The sequence below is a fragment of the Aromatoleum toluclasticum ATCC 700605 genome (assembly GCF_000378245.1).
GTDB lineage: Bacteria > Pseudomonadota > Gammaproteobacteria > Burkholderiales > Rhodocyclaceae > Aromatoleum > Aromatoleum toluclasticum.
This window is the reverse complement of record NZ_KB899494.1, coordinates 147,482-167,353: the sequence shown is the minus strand read 5'-3', so window position 1 is coordinate 167,353 and position 19,872 is coordinate 147,482. Positions and strand designations below refer to the sequence as shown.

The window sequence follows — 19,872 nt, the reverse complement described above, 5'->3', positions numbered from 1 at the left end:
CCCTTCGCGACGCGCCCGGCTGCGCCCGCGCCCATATTCGATTAGGATATGAAAATATGGGTAGGGTGCTCCCCGCGCGCGGATCCCGCCGCAGCGCGAAGCAGCACTCCGACTCGCCAGACGGAGACGGACGTGATCGACATCAAGTGGGACAGCAAATTCGAGGTTGGGCATCCGCGCATCGACGCCGAACACCGCGCCTTCATCGACCTGATCCGCGCGGTATCCGTGGAAGCAGACCGCAACTGCCCGAAGGAAAAGGCCATGCGCCTGCTGCTCGAGGTGCGCAAGTACGCGGAATTCCACTTCGTCAGCGAAGAGAACATCATGCTCGACGTCGGCTACGCGGGCTACGAGGAGCACCGCGATGAACACGCGTGGCTGCTGCGCCGGCTGGAGCACGAGACCAACCTCTACTACACCGACAGCGCCCCCCTCGCCGAACTCGCGCACTTCATGTTCGACTGGTTCGCGATGCACACGACCGTGGCCGACAAGAAGCTCGTCGACAGCATCGCCGCACACAACGCCACCCCCACGCCCTGACGCGCGCCGGCCTCGATCGGAGCCTCCGCAGATGACGCATCCGCACACTCCGGGCGAGCGACTGGCCCGCGCCCTCGAGGCCGCCAGCGGCATCGCTTTCGCCGGCGCACGGCTGAACCCGGTCGGCGGCGGCTGCATCAATCGCACGCTCGAAGTGGCCGCGGGCGGCCGGACCTACTTCCTCAAGCTCAACGACGCCGCCGCGCTGCCGATGTTCGAGGCCGAAGTCGACGGCCTCACCGCGCTCGCCGCCTGCGACGCCTTCCGCGTGCCGCGCCCGCTCGCCTGCGGCGCGACCGACGACGAGGCCTTCCTGCTGCTCGAGCACCTGCAACTGCGCCCGCTCGCGAGCGCCGAAGACGGCCGGCGCTTCGCCGCGGCGCTCGTCGAATTGCACCGCGACACCGGCGAGCACTTCGGCTGGACGCGCAACAACTACATCGGCGCCACACCGCAGCACAACGCGCCGCACGACGGCTGGGCCCGCTTCCTCGTCGAATGCCGCCTCGTGCCGCAACTGCAGATGGCGCGCGCGAAGGGTTACGCCGGTGCCCTCGGCCGCGACGCCGACAAGCTCCTCGAACGCATCCCCGCCCTGTTCCTCGACTACCGCCCCCGTGCGAGCCTGCTGCACGGCGACCTGTGGAACGGCAATGCCGCCATCGCCGCGGACGGGACACCCGTCCTCTTCGACCCCGCCGTCTACCGCGGCGACCGCGACGCGGATCTCGCGATGAGCGAACTCTTCGGCGGCCTCCCCGCGTCCTTCTACGCCACCTACCGCAGCACCTGGCCGCCCGCCGAAGGCTACGAGCTGCGCAAGACGCTGTACAACCTGTACCACATCCTCAACCACCTCAATCTCTTCGGCCGCGGCTACCTGGGGCAGGCGGAGCGGATGGTGCGGACGCTGGCGGTGGAGCTGAACCGCTGAGCGGAGCGGCAGCCGGTCTGCCTGCGCTCGCCCGGACGGCCTTGCCGATCGATACCCTGCCTCGCCCGGTCGATTGTGTTAACAGGTCTTACCTTTCACTCCGACTCCGCGATGGCAACGGCAAGCTCCGTCAAGCTCCGTCAAGCTCGATGAAGCGCTGAAAGACGGCATCCGCCAACTGGCCGCGACTCGACGTCGCAGCCCGCCTTGTCATGCCCTGGCGCGAGGCCGCCGCGCATCCTATGAAGCGACTGCCCGACGAGCTGTTCCGTGAGGCGTGCGCGGTGCTGAACCAGATCGTTCAGCTCGCGTAAGGCGGGCCCGAGTGTGTCCCCCCGCCCCGCATGAAGCAGTCCGGGCGGAGCAGCTATGCCGGCGCGTACTCGATTTCCGGCAGCACCAGTTCCCATGCTCGACAGCGCACGCCCTGTTCGTCGTCCCTGGCATGACGCACCAGCACCGCCGCGACTCGTACGGCAACGGTCGCGCCCGGTGACGGGTGAAATTTCGACGACATCCGGCCCACTGTCACGCCCGAGGCATCGACGATCTCCCACTTTGCGCCATCATCACTGCGCGGCCGCAGCACCAGCGGATCGCCGACGTCGAGCGCCGTCAGCGCGCGGTGAATCGGCGCCGAGGGCGCGAAATGCCCCGGCCACGACAGCACGATCTTCTCCAGGTCCGCGCACCAGATCCGATGGGCAACACCCGGCTCGGACGGCAGCGCATCCGGCCGCGAACGCAACGCCAGCCCGTCGAGATCGCGCACGAAGGGCTGCGTCCCGCCCACCGCCTCGCACAACGTCAGGGACTTGCGCGCCCGCGTCATCGCGACGTAGAAGAGCCGCCGCTCGTCGTCGCCGCGTCCCTGCCAGCCGCCGCCATCTAGGACCAGCACGTGGTCGAATTCCTGGCCCTTGGCGCGGTGGGCGGTCATCAGCACCAACGGGGCATTGGGGCGGGCGTCGGCGGCGGGCTTGCCGATGGCGCCGAAGTCGTAGAGGGCTTCGAGGAGGTCGTCGATGACTAGCTGGCGGCCCGGCGCAGCGGATTCGGCATCGGCGATGAACTGCGCGAGCGCGGCGCGCTGGGGGTGGGCGATGAGGCCGTCGGGCGAGGCGTGGAAGCGGCGGCGGAACCAGCGCGACAGGACGCCCGAGCGGAGCAGCACGCGGCGGCGCCGGGCGCTGCGTCGCAGGCCACGCAGCAGGGTCGCAAGGGCGTCGCCTTCGCGCGTCTGGTGCAGGCCGACGCTGGCGCCGTCGCGCAGCAGGCGCACGGGGATGCCGCGCAGGCGGCATAGCGCGGCCATCGGTTCGAGGTCTTCCCAGCGGCGGGCGATGACGGCGAAGTGGCCCCATTGCCCCGCGTCGCCGTCCTGCGCGATCAGGGCGTGCAGGCGCTGCAGTTCGTCGAGCGCGACCTGCACTTCCTGATGCGGGTTGCGCGGCACTTCGAGCACGTGCACGCGGCCTTCGGCGAGGGGATCGAGCGCCGCCTGCTCGCCGCCATCCGGTTGATCGCGCCGCGCGTGGTTCACGCGGATCGCCTGTCCGGCCTTCATGCGCTCGCGGGCGCGTTCGATCACGCGGTTAGCGGCGTGGATGATGTGTTTCGTCGAGCGGTAGTTCTCGACCAGCGCGTAGCGGCGCGCGGCGTAGTCGGTTTCGAACTGGCGGATGTAGCGCACGCTGGCGCCGTCGAAGGCGTAGATGTTCTGGTCGTCGTCGCCGACCACCATCAGCGAGACGCGGTCTTCCTCGGTCTGCAGCGTGCGGCCGGCGACGGCGCTGACGAGTTCGTAATGGTCGCCGTTGATGTCCTGGTATTCGTCGACGAGAAGGAAGCGCAGGCCGGCGAGCAGGCGGTCGCGGACGATGGAGGGGCCGACGCCGTCGCCGACATTCTGGTCCTGCTCGGCGGCGCGCAGGCAGCGGGTCGCCTCGCGGATGACTTCGCCGAAATCGACCGCCTCGCCGCGCTCGATGGCGACGGCGTAGCTGGTGCCGGTGATGCGCATCGCGAGCCCGTGCAGCGTCTGCACCGCGACACCGGCGGCGTCCGCGCCGACCAGCGCCCACAGGCGGCGGCGGATCTCGTTGGCGGCGGAGCGGTTGTAGGCGAGCACCATGATCGCCTCGGGCAGCACCATGCATTCGCGCAGCAGCCACGCGACGCGATGCACGATGACCCTGGTCTTGCCCGCGCCGGGGCCGGCGAGCACGAGGTGGTTGCCTTCCAGGGAGGTAGCGACGATGGACTGCTGAACGGGGTCGGCGAGGTCAGTGAGGATGCGGCGGTGCGCGGCCTCGGTGGTCGCCATCTCCAGCACGTCCTTGCGCCCGGCGAAGTAGCGGCGCACGAACTCGGCGCGGTCGAGGCTGAAGTAGTCGACGATGAAGGCCATCGCCGCCTGGATCTTGCGGAGGGAGAGCTTGGCGTACTCGGCCATCACGTGCACCTGGACGATCTTGTCCTTGTAGTGCAGCGCGAGCTCGGCGTAGTCGGACTTCTTGAACTGGCGGCGGCGCGCCTCGGCGTTGAGTTCTATGCTCATCGCGGAGCGGAACACGGCCTTGCCGCGCGCCAGATGCAGCACCTCGTTGGCGTCGAGGTAGAGCAGCGCCGCGGACAAGGCGGTATCCCATTTTTCGCTGCCGATGTCGGCGAGCGTGGTGTCGGCCTGCAGCGCGGCTTCGAGCTCGCCCTGCTTGGCCGTGACGAGCAGCGTGTTGCCCTGGCGACGGCGCTGGAATTCCTGCACCAGCGCGCGGGCGACGCGCATGCGCCGTTCGCGGATCGTCTCGATGTCCTGCCACGGGCGCAGCAGCCTGAGGTAGCGCCGGTCCGCGGCGAGCGGGCGCAACGCGAAGAAGCCGCGGTGCGTCGCCCCCTCGCCGAAGGGTTCGGCGAAGGATTTCAGCAGGCGCGTGAGCCTGTCGGGGCCGAAATCGACCTCGGCGTCGCGCCGCAGCGTGTCGCACAGGCGGCGCACGTCGAGGATCTGCCAGCTCTCGTCATCCGCGTCGGGAGCGGCCTCGCGCAGGTTTTTCAGCAGCGCGTCCTCGATACGCGCGAGCTCGACGAGGCGCTGCGCGGTGTCCGGATCGCGGTAGAAGGTCACGCCGATCTCGGTGTCGTTCGACAGCAGCTTCCAGCGGTCGAGCTCGCGCAGCATGTGCTGCAGCGTGCGCGAGTCCTTGCCGGTCGCGAGCATCAGCTCGTCGGTGGAGAGCCCCTCGTCGTCGGCGGCGCGGATCAGGATGCCGAGGATGCGCACGTAGGGCTCGATGTCGGCGTCCGCCCCGAGCTTGTTGCGCAGCATCGCGCGCGCCTCGTCCTCGGTCGCGACGAGCAGGCTGCCGGGGAAGACGCGCGTGTGGTTCTCGTGGCGTTCGAGCAGGCGCGCCTCCTCCAGCCACGCGACGGCGATGCGCACCTTGGTGTCGGCGTCGCTCGCGTCCGGGTCGATGCGGTGCGCGTCAGGGATCTCGAGCAGGATCTCGCCGCTCGTGACGACCACCTCGCCTTCGCTGCGGTCACGGCGCTCGATCGCGCGCAGCGCCTTCAGGATCGCGCCGATGTCGTGCTGCGTGAGGCGCGAGTTGCGCAGCAGACGGAACTGCACGTCGAGGTCGGCGTCGTCGTAGAGCAGGACGCAGCGCGCCGGCGACTGGTCGCGCCCGGCGCGGCCCGCTTCCTGCAGGTAGTTCTCCAGCGAGCCGGGCGTGTCGAGGTGGATCACGAGGCGCACGTCGGGCTTGTCCACGCCCATGCCGAAGGCGTTGGTCGCGGCGATCACGCGCAGCGTGCCGGCGAGGAAGGCTTCCTGCACGTCGCGCTTGCTCGCGGGCAGCATGCCGCCGTGGAAGAAGCCGCAATCGAGGCCGGCGCTCCTGAGGAAATCCGCGACTTCCTCGACCGTCTTCTGCCGCGCGCAGAACACGATCGCGCCGCCTTCCTCGCGCAGCGCGTCCTGCAGCAGGTGCAGGGTCTCGGCGTATTTCGTCGCGGCCGGCACCGCGCGCACCTCGTAGGCGAGGTTGTCGCGGCTCACGCCGCCTTCGAGGCGATCGAGAGTGACGCCGAGGCGTTTCTCGAAATGCTGGCAGATGTCGTCCACGACATCCGGTTTCGCCGTCGCGGTGAAGCCGAACACTGGCGAGGGTTTGTCCTTCTGGCGCGACTTGATGAAACGCGACACGTACAAATAGTCGGGGCGGAAGTCGTGCCCCCATTTCGACAGGCAATGCGCCTCGTCGAACACCCAGGCGCCGATCTCGCGATGCATCAGCGCGTTGGCGAAGGCGACGCTGCGGAACTGCTCGGGCGCGACGAAGATCAGCCCGAGGTCGCCCAGGCGCAGCTTGTCGAGCATCACGCGCCGTTCCATCGGGTTGAGCAGGCTGTTGAGGTAGCCCGCGCAGGTGATGCCGCGCGCCTCCAGGTTGTCGACCTGGTCCTTCATCAACGACTGCAGCGGCGAGATCACCACCGTCAGGCTGCCGTTGCGGTAGTAGCGCGCGAGCGCCGGCAACTGGAAGCACAGCGACTTGCCGCCGCCGGTGGGCAGGATCGCGAGCGTCGGCCGCCCCGCGAAGCCATTCTCGACGATCGCCTGCTGCAGCGAGCGCCCGTCATCGGTCGTCGGCGTGCTGCGAAAGCGCGTGATGCCGGGGAAGTAGCGCGGCAGCAGGGCTTCGATGTCGTGCTGCTCGCGACACCATGCGCAGGCCGGATCCGGGCAGGGAACATCGCGCAGCATCGCTATCGCCTCGCGCGCCCTGGGGAAGCTCAGGCTCACCCAGGGCGGCAACACCGAGTTGCCGCCCGCGACGCGCAGCCACGCCAGCGCGTACGCCAGCGGCTTGTGCCAGTCCGGATCGGGCAGGCAGTGCTCGACGATCCAGCGCTCCCCGGTGATGCACACCTTGCCGGCAGTCGCCTGCTGCCATGCGACGGCGGCCTCGGCGAGCGAGGGCTTGAGCGCCCGGCGCAGCGTCGCGAAGAAGTTCGCCACCCCCTTGCCGTTCTCCGGTGCGAGCAGGAAATGCAGGCACAGCGCCTCGTCCGGATTCTCGGCGACACGCCGCTGCAGCGCCTCGCTCTGGTCGACGAAGAGTTCGTACGCGAGCTCCGCATCCCGCACCGGGTCGTTGCGCGTCGTCGTGCACAGCTTGTAGTCCTTCACCAGCCGGTGATACGGATTCTGCGGGAAGGCGACGGGCGACAGCTCAAGCGTGTCGATGAGCGGCAGGCGGTGCAGCGCGAGTTGCGGATGCAGCGCCGCGAGCGCGGGCTGGTCGAAGGCGACGACGTTGTGACCGAGCACGAAGGCGGCGCCTGCGGTGAGCGCATCGAGCCGGGGAACGAGTTCTGGATCCTTGCCGGAAATCTTCAGCCGCGCATCCAGATCGGGCCGGAACACGCCCAGCTCGCGCAGGGCCATGCGGTCCTGGCGAGCGGTTTCGATGTCGAGACACAGGCACCGCGCGCGGGGCGCGGCGGGCGGAGCGGCCATGAGCAAATGGTTTGGCGGAAATAGATTCGAACAATTCTATCCGGATGCAAGCACGTCGACGTCCGCATATGACATGCATGCGGCACGGGATCGGCTCGCCTGATGGATTGCCGAGCGCCGTTCCACCGGTGCCTTCACCGGCCCGGCAGACCTTCTCCCATGCCCGAAGACAATCGGCAATCGATCGAGGGCGTCGCGCGGAGCGCACTGCGAAACCGCACCGTAAGCAACATCACCGGCCAACATTCCGTGATGTCGCAACGGAGGCCTGGATCGGCAGGTGATCCGAACCGAGATCGGGGCCGACGGCGCGATCGATGACGGACCAGTGGCGCGAGAGCATCACGTGGTCGATCGGAAGGCCGATCAGTCCGCGTAACGGCGCCGGCCACGTCGCCTGCAATCCGCTGGCAACCGTAAAGCCCTTGCGTCGGGGCGCCCGAAACGCCGACGACCAGGGCGTTGCGTTGAAGTCGCCTGCGACGATCGTCGGCCGGTCTGCATAGCGCGCGGCGATGTCCGCCAGCACCCGGTTGCGCTGCCCATGGTCGGCCGCACTGATCGGCGGCATCGGATGAAAGGCGACGACGGTGACCTCGGTGCCGTGCCAGTCGAGCACGGCTTCGATCCGGGGCGTGGCGCCGTCCTCTTCCACCACCACATGGCGCAGAACGGGATGACGCGACAGCAGCGCGACGCCGAAGGGATCCCCGCGCGGGCGGACCACGCGATACGGATAGATGTCATCGAGCCCCAGGCGCTGCGCGAACGTGTCCGAGATTTCGAGGATCGCGAGCACGTCGGGTTTCGTCGCCCCGACCCACTGCACCAGCCGATCGGGGGCCTCGTTATCGACATGCACGTTGGCGGCGGCAACCACCAGCGCGTCACCCCCATCGGCGCCGCGCACGGCGTCCGGCATCGCGGTAAACCAGGGCAGCGGCAGCAGGGCTGCCAGCATGAACCATCGCCGCCGGGCGCAGACCAGAACCGGCAAGGCCAAAGCCAGCCCGGCAAGGAAGAACCACTGCCAGTGCACGGCCAGATCCAGCCCCCAGGCCATCGAGTCGGGCAACGAGGCCTCGAAGGGGGAGACGAGCGGAAGAAGCAGGCCACCAGAGCACAGCACCGCAATCGCTTTCGCGCGACGTTGCAGCCCCGGGTGACGAAGGAGTGAAAAGTTGGCGTGCATGTGCCGCTCAGGTCGGAAAGGTGAATCGAGTTCCTGCTGTCGCCGCGGAGGAGCCGCGAGGCCGCCAAGGATAGGCTACACGGGCTGAAAAGATGGCGCGGTCGGGAGGATGCTTCAGAGCACTGGATCGTGGTGATTTCGATCCAGTGACGGCGGGGCGCTCGTTGAATCGTTGGCGGGAACCACGGTCGCATCACCACCTCGTGGGTATGCTTTAAAGGTACCCTGATGCATCGGTTCTACTGAAGAAACCCCGCGCCCATGACCCCCCTTCCCGATGGCCTCTACGACCTGCTCGTCGACGAGCGCATCCGTGAGCTCGCGCAGCAGCTGAGTGAGGCCGGTCAGGCCGATGTCGAGCACCTCACCGGCGCCGCACGCCGCCGACGGCTCACCGACGTGCTCGCACGGCTGCTCCCCGAACTGCTCGAAGAGGCGGCTGACGCCGAGGACGACGCGACACGCGAAGAGCGCGAACTCGCCCTTATCAACGGCCTGATGACTCACCTGCGCGCTTACCGGCGACGCAGCGATGCACCGACCGAGCCCTGGACCGCCCCGGTGTTGGCCCTGCGCTCGATCTACCGCGGTAATCCCCGCCCGACGCAACCGCCCACCGGCGTGCTCGCGCCGTGGCTCTTCACCGCCGGCCGCGCCGACCCGTCCCTTTTCGCTGAACTGCGCGCCGAGCTCGGGTCGGCCGACCGCGTCGACATCGTCATCAGCTTCATCACCTGGAGCGGGCTCAGAAAACTCCTGGACGTACTCGAATCGGTCACCGCCATCGGCGCCGATGGCGAGCCCCGCACCCGGCTGCGCGTCATCACGACCACCTATACCGGCGCGACCGAGGCCCGTGCAGTCGAGACGCTGGCGGCCCTGCCGGGCGTGGAATTACGCATCTCGCTCGACGGACGACGCAGCCGCCTGCATGCGAAGGCCTGGCTGTTTCACCGCGCGACCGGCTTCGGCACCGCTTTCGTCGGCAGCGCCAATCTCTCCGCTGCGGCGCTGCTGGGCGGCGTCGAATGGACCGTCAAATTCACCCAGGCCGGGCAGGCAAACCTATTCGCCACGGCCGAGGCGCATTTCGAAACGCTGTGGAACGATCCCGAATTCCAACGCTTCGATCCGCAAGACGACCTGCATCGCGGGGAACTGCGCCGGGCGTTGCAGCAGGCCAAAGGCACGAGCACCGAACAGATCGCCACACCCACCTGGTTCGACCTGCAGCCCAAGACCTACCAGCAGGCGATGCTCGACCGCCTCGCAGCCGAACGGCGCCACGGCCGCACCCGCAACCTCGTCGTCGCCGCCACCGGCACCGGCAAGACCGTCGTTGCCGCGTTCGATTACAAGCGCTTGTGCGAGCAGCAGGGCGGAAAGCCGCGTCTGCTGTTCGTCGCGCATCGCGTCGAGCTGCTGCGGCAGGCCGTAGAGACCTATCGGCAGGTGCTGCGCGCGCCGGCCTTCGGCGAGCTCCTTGCCGACGGCCGCCGGCCCGACAGCAGCGAGCACCTCTTCGCGACCATCATGTCGGTCACCGCTCGCGACCTGCTTGCGAGCCACGGCGCCGACTACTGGAACACCGTTGTCATCGACGAGTGCCACCATCTGCCGGCGAGCCAGTTCGACGCTTTCGCGAGCCGGATCCGCCCGCGCTTCCTGCTCGGCCTCACCGCCACACCCGAGCGCGCCGACGGACGCTCCGTGCTGCAGTACTTCGACGCGCGCCCCGACGGGAGTCCGGCGGTGGAACTACGCCTGTGGGACGCGCTGGACCAGCAACTGCTCGCCCCTTTCGAGTACTACGCCACCACGGACAGCACCGATCTCACCGGCGTCCGCTGGAACCTGCCCGGCGAACTCGCGCAGCTCGCCAACGTCATCAGCGGCAACGACGCGCGGGCCCGGCTGGTGATCCACGCCATCGAGCAATACGTCGCCGACATCGTGGCCATGCGCGCGATCGCATTCTGCGTCGATATCGCCCACGCGAATTTCACCGCCGAACGGCTCACCCGAGCCGGCCTTCCCGCGCTCGCCATCACCAGCACAACGCCGCGCGACGTACGCGAGCGCGCCCCGCGCGACCTCGCGGCCGGCACGCTGAAGGTGTTGTGTACTGTCGACCTCTACAACGAAGGCGTCGACATCCCGGAAGCCAACACCCTGCTGCTGCTGCGCCCCACCCAGAGCCCGGTCGTCTTCCAGCAGCAGCTCGGCCGTGGCCTGCGGCTGGCTGACGGCAAGGAAAGCTGCCTCGTGCTGGACTTCGTCGGGCGGCTGCAGGACGACTTTCGCTTCGATATCCTTTACCGATCGATCACCGGCCTCAACCGCCAGCAGCTCATCGAGGCCGTCGAACAGGGTTTCACGACGCTGCCGCCCGGCTGCCACATCCAGTTCGACCGCGTCGCGCGCGATCAGGTGCTCCGCGGCCTGCGCCAGATCAGCAAGCAGACCTGGCGCCGCCTCACCGCCGAACTGCGCTACTACGCCACCACCCGTCGCGACCAGCCGCTGACGCTCGCCGATTTCGTGCGCGACCAGTGCCTGGACCTCGAAGACCTCTACGACGGCAAGCCGGGCTGGACCGCACTACGCCGCGCCGCCGGCCTCGAACAGTCCCCGTCCGATCCCGACGAGACTTACCTCGGCAAACACCTCGGGGCGCTCCTGCACGTCGACGACCCCGAGCATCTGAGAATCCTGCGCCTCGTCGCCGAAGACCCCGCATCCCTGAGCGACCGACTCGCGCACTTCACACCCGCCGAGCAGCGCCGCGTGCAAATGCTCACCTACCAACTCTTCAGCGATCGCAGCGCGCTGATGGACGGCCGCAGTTTTCTCGCCCGCATGGTGGCCAACCCCACCATGTCCGGCGAACTGGGTGAGCTCGCCACCTGCCTGGACGAGCGCGCCGAGCTCGACCCGGAGCCTCTCCCCGGCGCCCTTGCGGCCTGGCCGCTGACCCTGCATGCCGCCTACCAGATCCGCGAAATCCTCACCGCCGTCGGCTGGCTCACGCCGGAACGCCGCGCCCCGTTCCAGGCGGGCGTCCTCGCACTCCCCCAACACAAGACGGAACTCCTCTTCGTTACCCTGGACAAGCGCGACGGTTTTAACGAACGCATCGCTTACCACGACTACGCGATCAGCCCCGAGCTCTTCCACTGGCAATCGCAAAACGCCGCCGGCCCGGACACCACGGCCGGGCGCCGCTACTGCGAATCACCGGACAATGGCTGGCGGTTCCAGCTTTTCGTACGGGAAGCGCGAGGGCAGGCGTACCGTGCCTTGGGACCAGTGGAATTGGAGCGCTGGGAGGGAGATCGGCCTTTGTCGATCACGTGGCGATTGCAGCGGGCCTTGCCGATCGCCTTGTTCAGGCGATATAGCGTGTTGCGGACTTAAGCCGGCTCCGGCTTGTCATGGTTCCATTTTTTGATACCATAAATCCATGAACACCACGCATCGCAGAACCCTGATCGCGATCTTCATGGACCCGGTTTCCAAGTCGCTGGAGTGGCGGCGCATTGAGGCGTTGCTGGTGGCGATTGGCTGTCAGGTAATCGAGGGTAACGGCTCGCGGGTACGGTTCGAGAAGGACGGCATCATCGGAACCTTCCACCGCCCCCACCCGGTGAAGGAGGCGAAGCCCTATCAGGTGCGCGATGCGCGCCAATTTCTGGAGAATCTTGGGGTGAAACCATGAACACGATGACGCATAAGGGTTATGCGGCCCGCGTGGAATACAGCGAGGAAGACGGCTGCTTCGTCGGACACATCGCCGGCATCCGGGACGTGATCGGCTTTCACGGCGAAAGCGTTGCAGAGCTACGGGCCGCGTTCGAGGAAGCCGTCGATGACTACCTCGAAACCTGCAAAAAGCTGAACCAGGAACCGAACCATCCGTATTCCGGGCAGTTTCGCTTGCGGCTGTCGCCGGAGTTGCACGCCCGCGCCGCGATGGTGGCGGAGACGAAAGGCAAGAGCCTGAACGCTTGGGTTACTGATGCAATTGAAAGGAGTATTGCCGCCGCGTGACGGTTTCGGGTAATGCAGACCGCGCGGAGCAGACAAACACTGGGAAGCGGGCCAGTCGGGTACGGGATCACCCGGCCGGCCCTGACCAATCGACATCCTCAGGCGGTGATGTTCTTCCCACGAGGAGACCATGCCACTCTGTCAGCTGACCCTGATCACCCAGAACGAGCGTGCGAATCTCAACAAGGCCGAGAGAAACATGCTGACTGAACTTGTCGACCTGCTGATGTCGACCAGGCGGAAGGAGTAAATCGATGAGCAAGGCTTTCGATAGCATCAAGCAGGGGCTGTCCGAAGCTATCGCCCACGCAAGAGGCGAACACCACCCGGCAGTGCTGAGCGCCCTTGAAGGATAAGACCGGGACGAAACGGCAAGTGCCCAGATTCGTCCGGCCCGGCGATATCAAAAAAGCCCCGATTTCATAATGAAATCAGGGCTTTTTGGTATCTGGCGCGCCCGAGACGATTCGAACGTCCGACCCCTGCCTTCGGAGGGCAGTACTCTATCCAGCTGAGCTACGGGCGCCTTGTGCCACTTTGCGTGGCAACGGAACGCGGCATTATACCTGAACAACGACGCATGACGACCCCTGCCTTCTGAGGGCAGGATTCCCTGCAGCCGTAGCCGCCGGAGGCCACGTCACGAGACCTTCGGGCTCACGACCGCGAGGCTCTCCAGCGCCTTGTCGAAGTCGTAGGCGGCGACGCTGGTTGCGACCTGTTTGAGGGCGGGCGCGAGCGGGGTGCCGGCGGTGCGTTCGGTCAGGGTGGTGGCGGCGTCGGCGGCGTCGGGGTCGTTGTCTTCGAGCAGGGAGCGGAGTCGCTCGATGTCTTGTTGCAGGCTCACGGCGTCGATGGTCGTCGCGATCTGCCCTGCGGGAAGCGGCGCCGGTTCGGTCGGCCCGAGCTGCTGCAGACCGTCGATGACGGGGGCAAGTTCGGCGAGCGTCCAGTCGAGCAGCGGGGTGAGCTGGGCAGTCGGCAGCTTGTCGCGGCAGGCGTGCTCGAGGGCTTCCGCCGCGGTCTGGACGTCACGCGCGCCAATGTTGCCGGCGTTGCCCTTGAGGGTGTGGGCGGCGCGCACGGCTGCGGCCGGGTCGGGGTCGGCCTGCGCGGCGGCGAACTGTTCGGCGAAGCGGCTCTGGGTGTCGCGGAAGCGCATCAGCATGCGCAGGTAGAGCTTGTGGTTGTCCATCGTCGTGGCAAGGCCGGCGCCGACGTCGATGCCGGGCAGCGGAGGCAGGGCGGGAGCGCCCTTCTCCGACGTCGCCGGCGCCGCAAGCACGGCAGGAAGGGCTGCGGCGGTAGCGGAGGCGGCCGCTGCAGGGCGGATCCATTTCGCGAGGGTGACGAACATGCCGACGACGTCGAGCGGTTTGGCGATGTGGTCGTCCATGCCGGCGGCGATGGCCTTGTCGCGGTCGCCGGCCATGGTGTTGGCGGTCATCGCGAGCACGGGGAGCTTGGCCCACGCGGGGTTGCTGCGGATTTCGCGCGTGGCGGTGTAGCCGTCCATGACGGGCATCTGGCAGTCCATGAGGATGCCGTCGAAGCGGGCGTCGCGGGCGAGGATGTCGAGCGCTTCCCGGCCGTTGGCGGCGACGACGACGTCGATGCCGGCCTGGCGCAACAGGTCGGTGGCGAGTTCCTGGTTCATTTCGTTGTCTTCGACGAGGAGCACGCGGGCGCCGGCGAGGGTTGCCATGGCGGCGCTGGAGCCGTCGATGCTCTCGTGCGCGCGGGTATCGACGAGGCCGCGCTTGTCGAGGGCCTCGCCGATGGCTTCGAGCAGGCGCGATGCGGTGACCGGCTTGGTGAGGGCGGACTTGACGGTGACGCCGCGCAGTTCGGCCGAGCCGAGCGCCTCTTCGCGGCCGTAAGCGGTGATCATGATGACGGCGGGCAGCCGCGTCGGGTGGCCGGCCTGCAGGCGGCGCACGGCCTCGACGCCGTCGATGACGGGCATCTTCCAGTCCATCAGCACGAGGTCGTAGGGGGTGTGGCGGGCGTCGGCGGCAGCGATCATGTCGAGCGCCTGGCTGCCGTCCCAAGCGACATCGACCGCGAGGCCGAAGTGCCGCACCATCGCGGAGAGGATCTCGCGTGCGGAGGCGTTGTCGTCGACGACGAGGACGCGCACGCCCTGCAGTTCGTCGGCGCGGAACATGCGCCGCGCCATGGGTTCGGCCTGCAGGCCGAAACGGGCGGTGAAGTGGAAGGTGGAGCCGCGGCCGACGGCGCTTTCGACCCAGATGCGGCCCTTCATCATTTCGACGAGATTTTTCGAGATCGCGAGGCCGAGCCCGGTGCCGCCGTATTTGCGCGTGGTGGAGGCGTCGGCCTGGCTGAAGCTGCGGAACAGCGATTCGCACTGTTCGGCGCTCATGCCGATGCCGGTGTCGCGCACCCAGAAGTGCAGTTCGACCTCGTCGGCGGTCTGCGAGACGTTTTCGATGCCGACGACGATCTCGCCGGTTTCGGTGAACTTGACTGCATTATTGCCGAGGTTGACCAGGACCTGGCCGAGGCGCAGGGGGTCGCCGACGAGGGCGGTGGGGAGGTCCGGGGCGGCGTTGAACAGCAGTTCCAGGCTCTTGTCCTCGGTCTTGAGGCCGACCAGGTTGGCGAGGTGGTCCATGACGTCTTCGAGCCGGAATTCGACCTTTTCCATCGACATCTTGCCGGCTTCGATCTTCGAGAAGTCGAGGATGTCGTTGATGATGCCGAGCAGGTTTTCGCCGGCGCGGTGCACCTTCTCGATGTAGTTGCGCTGCTTGCGGTCGAGCGTGCCCTGCAGGGCGAGGTGCGACATGCCGATGATGGCGTTCATCGGCGTGCGGATCTCGTGGCTCATGTTGGCGAGGAAGTCGCTCTTGGCGCGCGTGGCCTCTTCGGCGATTTCCTTGGCGCGCAGGATCTCGGCCTCGGCGCGCTTGCGGTCGGTGATGTCGAGCAGCCAGCCCATGACGCCCTTCTCGCCCTCGTGGGCGAAGGGCATGAAGGTGACGAGGAAGTCGCGCAGCTCGCCGCCGGTGGCCACCAGGCGCATTTCGCGGTCGCGGATGTAGCCGTCGCGGCGCAGGTCCTCGATCATGCGCAGGCGGTCTTCGGGTGATGCATAGATGTGCAGCGCGGGGTCGCCCGGGCGGCTGTCGAACATGCGCGTGAATTCGGGGTTGGTGTAGCGGAACACGCCATCCGTGGTGAAGGCGGTGCCGACCGGGCTGTGGTCGAGGATGTACTGCAGCGAGGCGCGCTGGTCGGCGAGGGCCTTTTCGGTCGCCTTGCGCTCGGTGATGTCGCGGAACACGACGACGCTGCCGACGATGGCGCCGTCCTTGTGGATGGGGGTGGTCGAGTATTCGACCGGGAGCGGCGTGCCGTCCTTGCACCACAGGACTTCGCTGTCGATCACGCGCGCGTGGCCGTCCCGGCCTGTCTGGTACATCGGGCATTCGTCACGCGGGAATTCGCGCCCGTCCGGGTAGCTGTGGTGGATCAGGGCATGCGCGTGCCGGCCGACCAGTTCCGCCTCCGCGTACCCGAGCAGGGCGGGCGCGGCGGGATTGGCGAAGGTGATCACGCCGTCCTGATCGAGGCCGATGATGCCGTCCTTGACCGAGCCGAGGATCAGGCGGCTGCGCTCTTCGAGGATCGCGAGGTTAGCGGAGGTTTCACGCAGCGAGCCTTGCTGGGCTTCGAGTTCGACGGTCTGCTCCTCGAGCAGGCGCGCCTGTTGTTCCATGTTCTCGGCCTGACGCTGCGTTTCCTCGAGCAGCGTCTGCGTGCGCGCGTTGCGTTCGAGGATTTCGAGGCTCAGCGCGAGGATGGGCATCACGCCGTCTAGCAGGGCCTGCTGGGGGGCGCCAAAAGCGTCGAAGGTGGCGAGCTCGACCACCGCCAGCAGGCGTTCGGTGCGCAGCACCGGGAATACCCCGATCGCGCGCGGCGCGGCCTCGCCCAGCCCGGAGCCGATGTGGATGTAGTCCGTGGGGGGGTTGGTGAAGATGATCGGCGCGCGCTCCAGCGCACATTGCCCGACCAGGCCTTCGCCGGGCGCGAACTGGGGGACGGGCCGGGTCGGCCCGTGCAGGGCGTAGCCCGCCAGCAGGACGAGCCGCTGCGCGGTTTCGTCGTGACGGTAGAAGGCGGCATGGCCGAGCTTGAGGACCGGCGCGAGGTTGGAGAGGAACTTCTGCGCGAGTTCGGCCGCGCTGGCGGCGGTCTGCAGGTCGCCCGAGATCGCCGCGAGATGGGTCTTGAGCCAGCGCTGCGTCTCCACCTTGCGCGCTTCGACGCGCAGCACTTCGATCGCACGCGCTAGATCGCCGACCTCGTTGGGGTATTCGGTGTGCGGGACCGGCTGATCGAAATGGCCGGCGGCGATCTGCTCGACGACGGAGCGCAGCCGCTCGGTCGGCCGGCGGATGGATAGCGCGACGAGGGCGCCCAGCAGCAGCGCGAGCACGCCGCCGCCGACGATCAGGGCGTAGGTGGTGCGCTTGATCTCGATCATGCGCCGATCGGCGCGCCGCGCGGCGCCGTAGGCTTCCTCCTCCATGATCCGCGCGATGTCCACCAGGGTGTCGCCGGCGGCCTGGCCGGTGAGCTGGAATTCGGGCGAGGCGACCGCAGCGAGTGCGTCCATGAGATCGCCCTTCTTCTGCAGGTCCACGATACGGGCGACGCCGGCCTTGTACTGCGCGAAGCGCTCGTCGAAGCGCGTGAGGCGCTCGCGGTTGTCCTCGCGGTGGAAGAGCTTGGCGGCGGCGTCGAGCTCGCTGCGCAGGCGGCTCTCGGACTCGGCGATCTGGCGGATGGCCTGGTCGCGCTCGCCCGGCGTCTGCGGCAGGATGGCCTGGCGCAGCGCGTGGCCCATCTGCGCGAACTGGATGCGCGCCTCCTTGACGTGCGAGACGCCCATCAGCTCCTTTTCGTACAAGGCCTGCAGTTCGTCGTTCAGCTGGTTCTGGTTGTACAGCGAATGCAGGCTGATGCCGCCGACGACCAGCAGCACGCCGGCGAAGCCCAGCATCAGTTTCGCCGCGAGCGAGCGACGCTCCAGTGCGGTGATCGAGAGGTTCATCCTTGCGGCTCCAGTAGGACGCGGCGATGCCCGGCTAGTCGGAAAAGCGTGCGGCGATGACGCGGAATTCGTCCTGCAGTTCGATGAAGGCATCGACGATGTCGGGGTCGAAGTGCGAGCCGCGGCCCTCGCGGATGATCTTCGCCGCCTCCTCGTGCGACATGCCCTCCTTATAGACGCGCCGGCTGATCAGCGCGTCATAGACGTCGGCCAGCGCCATCAGCCGCGCGGAGATCGGGATCGCGTCGCCGGCGATGCCTTCCGGGTAGCCCGAACCGTCCCACTTCTCCTGGTGATAGTAGGCGATCTCCTTGGCGAGGCGCAGGAAGTCGACGTCCATGCCGAGTTTCCGCTCGGCGTGGATGATCGCGTCGCGGCCGAGCGTCGTGTGCGCCTTCATCGTCTCGAACTCGGCGGCGTCGAAACGCCCGGGCTTGAGCAGGATGCGGTCGGGGATGCCGACCTTGCCGATGTCGTGCAGCGGGGCCGACTTGAACAGCAAATCTATCGTGTTGTCGTCGAGGAAATCGCGGAAGCGCGGGTGCGGCTGCAGGTGAATCGCCAGCGCCTTGACGTAGAACTGGGTGCGGCGGATGTGGTTGCCGGTGTCGTTGTCGCGCGTTTCCGCGAGCGAGGCCATGGCGAGTATCGCGACGTCCTGGATCGCGGCGAGCTCGCGCGTGCGCCGCGCGACCTCGGCTTCGAGGTAGGCGTTCTTGTCGCGCAGGAAGTCCGCGGCGGCCTTGATCTGCAGGTGGGTGGCGACGCGCGCCAGCACCACCGGCGGATTGACCGGCTTGGTGATGAAGTCGGCCGCGCCCATCGCGAGCCCCTTCGTCTCGTCCTCGGTCGCGGTCATCGCGGTGAGGAAGATGATGGGGATGTCGCGCGTGGCGGCATCGCCCTTGAGCGCCTCGCACACGTCGTAGCCGGAGAGGCCGGGCATCATGATGTCGAGCAGGATCAGGTCGGGCGCGGGCTCGGCGCGGGCGATGCGCAGCGCCTTGTCGCCGTTGTTGGCAACCTTGACCTTGTAGCGGTCCCTGAGCAGGCCGGACATGAGCGCCAGGTTGTCCGGGGTGTCGTCGACCACCAGGATCGTGGGCTTCTCGATGAGTGTCGGTACGTCCATTTCTCTCCTTGCCGCTGCACCCGGGCCGGGGGCGCCCACTCCGCTCCCGTCCCGGCGCAGCCATTTGAACTTTGCATATTCAAACGCCACGGCGCATCCGAGGCAACCGGCTCGCCGCCTCGATTATCGCTCCGTGTGGCGAATTCCGCGGCGTGGCAGCGATCGTCCGTGAAATGATTCGATACGATTTCGCAACGTTTGGGCTAAACTGCCCGGCGACCCTGCGTAGGCGGGATAACCCTGTGTTTGGAGCGTAGAACATGTTCGATCAGGAAGACGGAGAACTCAACGTCGTCATCGGTGTGCTCTTCGGTGTCATCGCGCTGGTGATCGCGCTGGTGGTCGGCCTCGGGACCTGGAAGCTGCGTGCGGCCGACGTGCCGGCGCCGGCTGCCGCTGCCGCTGCCGCGGGCGAGTTCGCCGACGTGGCGGAGGTGGGCGAAGCGCTGGTGAAGTTCTATTTCGCAGTCGGCGAGGCGACGCTGCCGCCGGATGCGTCCCCCGACATCGCGACGATCGTCGTCGCGCTGGAAGGCGCGCCGGAGAAGCAGGTGCTGCTGTCGGGCTTCCACGACGAGACCGGCGGCGCCGCGGTGAATGCCGAGGTGTCGAAGAACCGCGCGCTGGCCGTGCGCGAGGCGCTGGTCGAGGCCGGCGTGCCGGCCGAACGTGTGCTGCTGCGCCGTCCGGCGGTGACGCTGGGGGGTGGCGATGCGGCCGAAGCGCGTCGCGTCGAGGTGCGCGTGCAGTAAGGGCGCACGTTCTCCGCAGCACACGAATCAGCCGGGGACGCCCCGGCTTTTTTGTTTGCGCATCCGGCACCCGGCCCGCAGCCCGCGTGGCGGCTATACTTCCGGCTTCCACGAACAAAACAGACAAGGAGCCCGCATGTCCGCCCTGCGCAACCGGCCCACTGCTTCCCCCGACAGCCTCCCGCGCCGCGCCGCGCTACCCGCCCTCGCGCTGATCGCCGCCCTGCTGGGCGCCTGCAGCCAACCACAGCAGGGCGACCCGGAAGCCCGCGCCAGCCGCATCGAACCGGTCGCGAAAATCTCGCTGAAAGTGCAGAAGGTCGCGCCGGGCAGCCGCACCGGCGAACAGATCTACCAGGGCACCTGCGCCGGCTGCCACGCCGCAGGCGCGCTCAACGCGCCGAAGACGGGCGACGCCGCAGCGTGGGCGCCGCGCATCGCGCAGGGCTTCGACACGTTGACGAAACACGCGACCGAAGGCATCCGCCAGATGCCGCCGCGCGGCGGCGCCGCCGACCTCACCGATACCGAGGTACAGCGTGCCGTCGCCTACCTGGCCAATTCCGGCGGCGCGAAGTTCACCGAGCCGCCGGTCGCGAAGTAAGACGGCGAGCACAGCGGGGAACGGCGCTTGCCGGTTCCCCGCGCCCTCTCCG

At 67.8% G+C, this 19,872-nt stretch carries 11 protein-coding genes and 1 tRNA gene; 7 read left to right on the top strand and 5 right to left on the bottom strand.

Going from position 1 to position 19,872, the window contains the following annotated elements; genetic code table 11:
* Positions 1 to 132 precede the first annotated feature (132 nt).
* Positions 133 to 546: a bacteriohemerythrin gene (locus F464_RS0108385; protein WP_018989347.1), complete on the top strand. Its 414-nt coding sequence runs from the start codon at positions 133 to 135 to the stop codon at positions 544 to 546.
* Between the two features lie 31 nt (positions 547 to 577).
* Positions 578 to 1,480 (top strand): fructosamine kinase family protein, encoded by a 903-nt coding sequence (locus tag F464_RS0108380; RefSeq protein WP_018989346.1) that lies wholly within the window; start codon positions 578 to 580, stop codon positions 1,478 to 1,480.
* 367 nt (positions 1,481 to 1,847) lie between these two features.
* Here the strand turns inward: F464_RS0108380 and F464_RS0108370 are convergent, their stop codons facing one another.
* Together F464_RS0108370 and F464_RS0108365 are read right to left on the bottom strand one after the other, a co-directional pair.
* Positions 1,848 to 7,004 carry a RecQ family ATP-dependent DNA helicase gene (locus F464_RS0108370; protein WP_018989344.1) on the bottom strand — a complete coding sequence of 1,719 codons (5,157 nt, stop codon included), beginning with the start codon at positions 7,002 to 7,004 and terminating at the stop codon, positions 1,848 to 1,850.
* A 232-nt stretch (positions 7,005 to 7,236) separates the two neighbouring features.
* Positions 7,237 to 8,196, bottom strand: coding sequence for an endonuclease/exonuclease/phosphatase family protein (locus F464_RS0108365; RefSeq protein WP_018989343.1), 960 nt, complete (start codon positions 8,194 to 8,196; stop codon positions 7,237 to 7,239).
* Between the two features lie 261 nt (positions 8,197 to 8,457).
* Between F464_RS0108365 and F464_RS0108360 the strand changes: the two genes are divergently transcribed.
* Genes F464_RS0108360 through F464_RS0108350 form a run of 3 tightly spaced genes read left to right on the top strand, consistent with a single transcriptional unit; the run spans position 8,458 to position 12,246 of the window.
* Positions 8,458 to 11,613, top strand: a complete 3,156-nt coding sequence (locus F464_RS0108360; protein ID WP_018989342.1) for a DUF3427 domain-containing protein — start codon at positions 8,458 to 8,460, stop codon at positions 11,611 to 11,613.
* 46 nt (positions 11,614 to 11,659) lie between these two features.
* Positions 11,660 to 11,914, top strand: a complete 255-nt coding sequence (locus F464_RS0108355; RefSeq protein ID WP_018989341.1) for a type II toxin-antitoxin system HicA family toxin — start codon at positions 11,660 to 11,662, stop codon at positions 11,912 to 11,914.
* A complete protein-coding gene (locus tag F464_RS0108350; RefSeq protein ID WP_018989340.1) occupies positions 11,911 to 12,246 on the top strand; it encodes a type II toxin-antitoxin system HicB family antitoxin in 336 nt (111 codons plus the stop codon). The genes F464_RS0108355 and F464_RS0108350 overlap by 4 nt, the downstream gene beginning before the upstream one ends.
* A 449-nt stretch (positions 12,247 to 12,695) precedes the next feature.
* On the opposite strand, the gene F464_RS0108335 is transcribed toward F464_RS0108350, so the two are convergent.
* The 3 genes from F464_RS0108335 to F464_RS0108325 form a co-directional block, all read right to left on the bottom strand.
* Positions 12,696 to 12,772 (bottom strand) — tRNA-Arg (locus tag F464_RS0108335).
* Positions 12,773 to 12,886: 114 nt separating this feature from the next.
* Positions 12,887 to 17,332: a response regulator gene (locus F464_RS0108330; RefSeq protein WP_018989337.1), complete on the bottom strand. Its 4,446-nt coding sequence runs from the start codon at positions 17,330 to 17,332 to the stop codon at positions 12,887 to 12,889.
* 34 nt (positions 17,333 to 17,366) lie between these two features.
* Positions 17,367 to 18,464, bottom strand: coding sequence for a response regulator (locus F464_RS0108325; RefSeq protein WP_018989336.1), 1,098 nt, complete (start codon positions 18,462 to 18,464; stop codon positions 17,367 to 17,369).
* 260 nt (positions 18,465 to 18,724) lie between these two features.
* Between F464_RS0108325 and F464_RS0108320 the strand changes: the two genes are divergently transcribed.
* Both F464_RS0108320 and F464_RS0108315 read left to right on the top strand, forming a co-directional pair.
* Positions 18,725 to 19,216: an OmpA family protein gene (locus tag F464_RS0108320; protein WP_018989335.1), complete on the top strand. Its 492-nt coding sequence runs from the start codon at positions 18,725 to 18,727 to the stop codon at positions 19,214 to 19,216.
* A gap of 136 nt (positions 19,217 to 19,352) precedes the next feature.
* Entirely contained in the window at positions 19,353 to 19,820 is a 468-nt protein-coding gene (locus tag F464_RS0108315; RefSeq protein ID WP_018989334.1) for a c-type cytochrome, read from the top strand.
* Positions 19,821 to 19,872 lie beyond the last annotated feature (52 nt).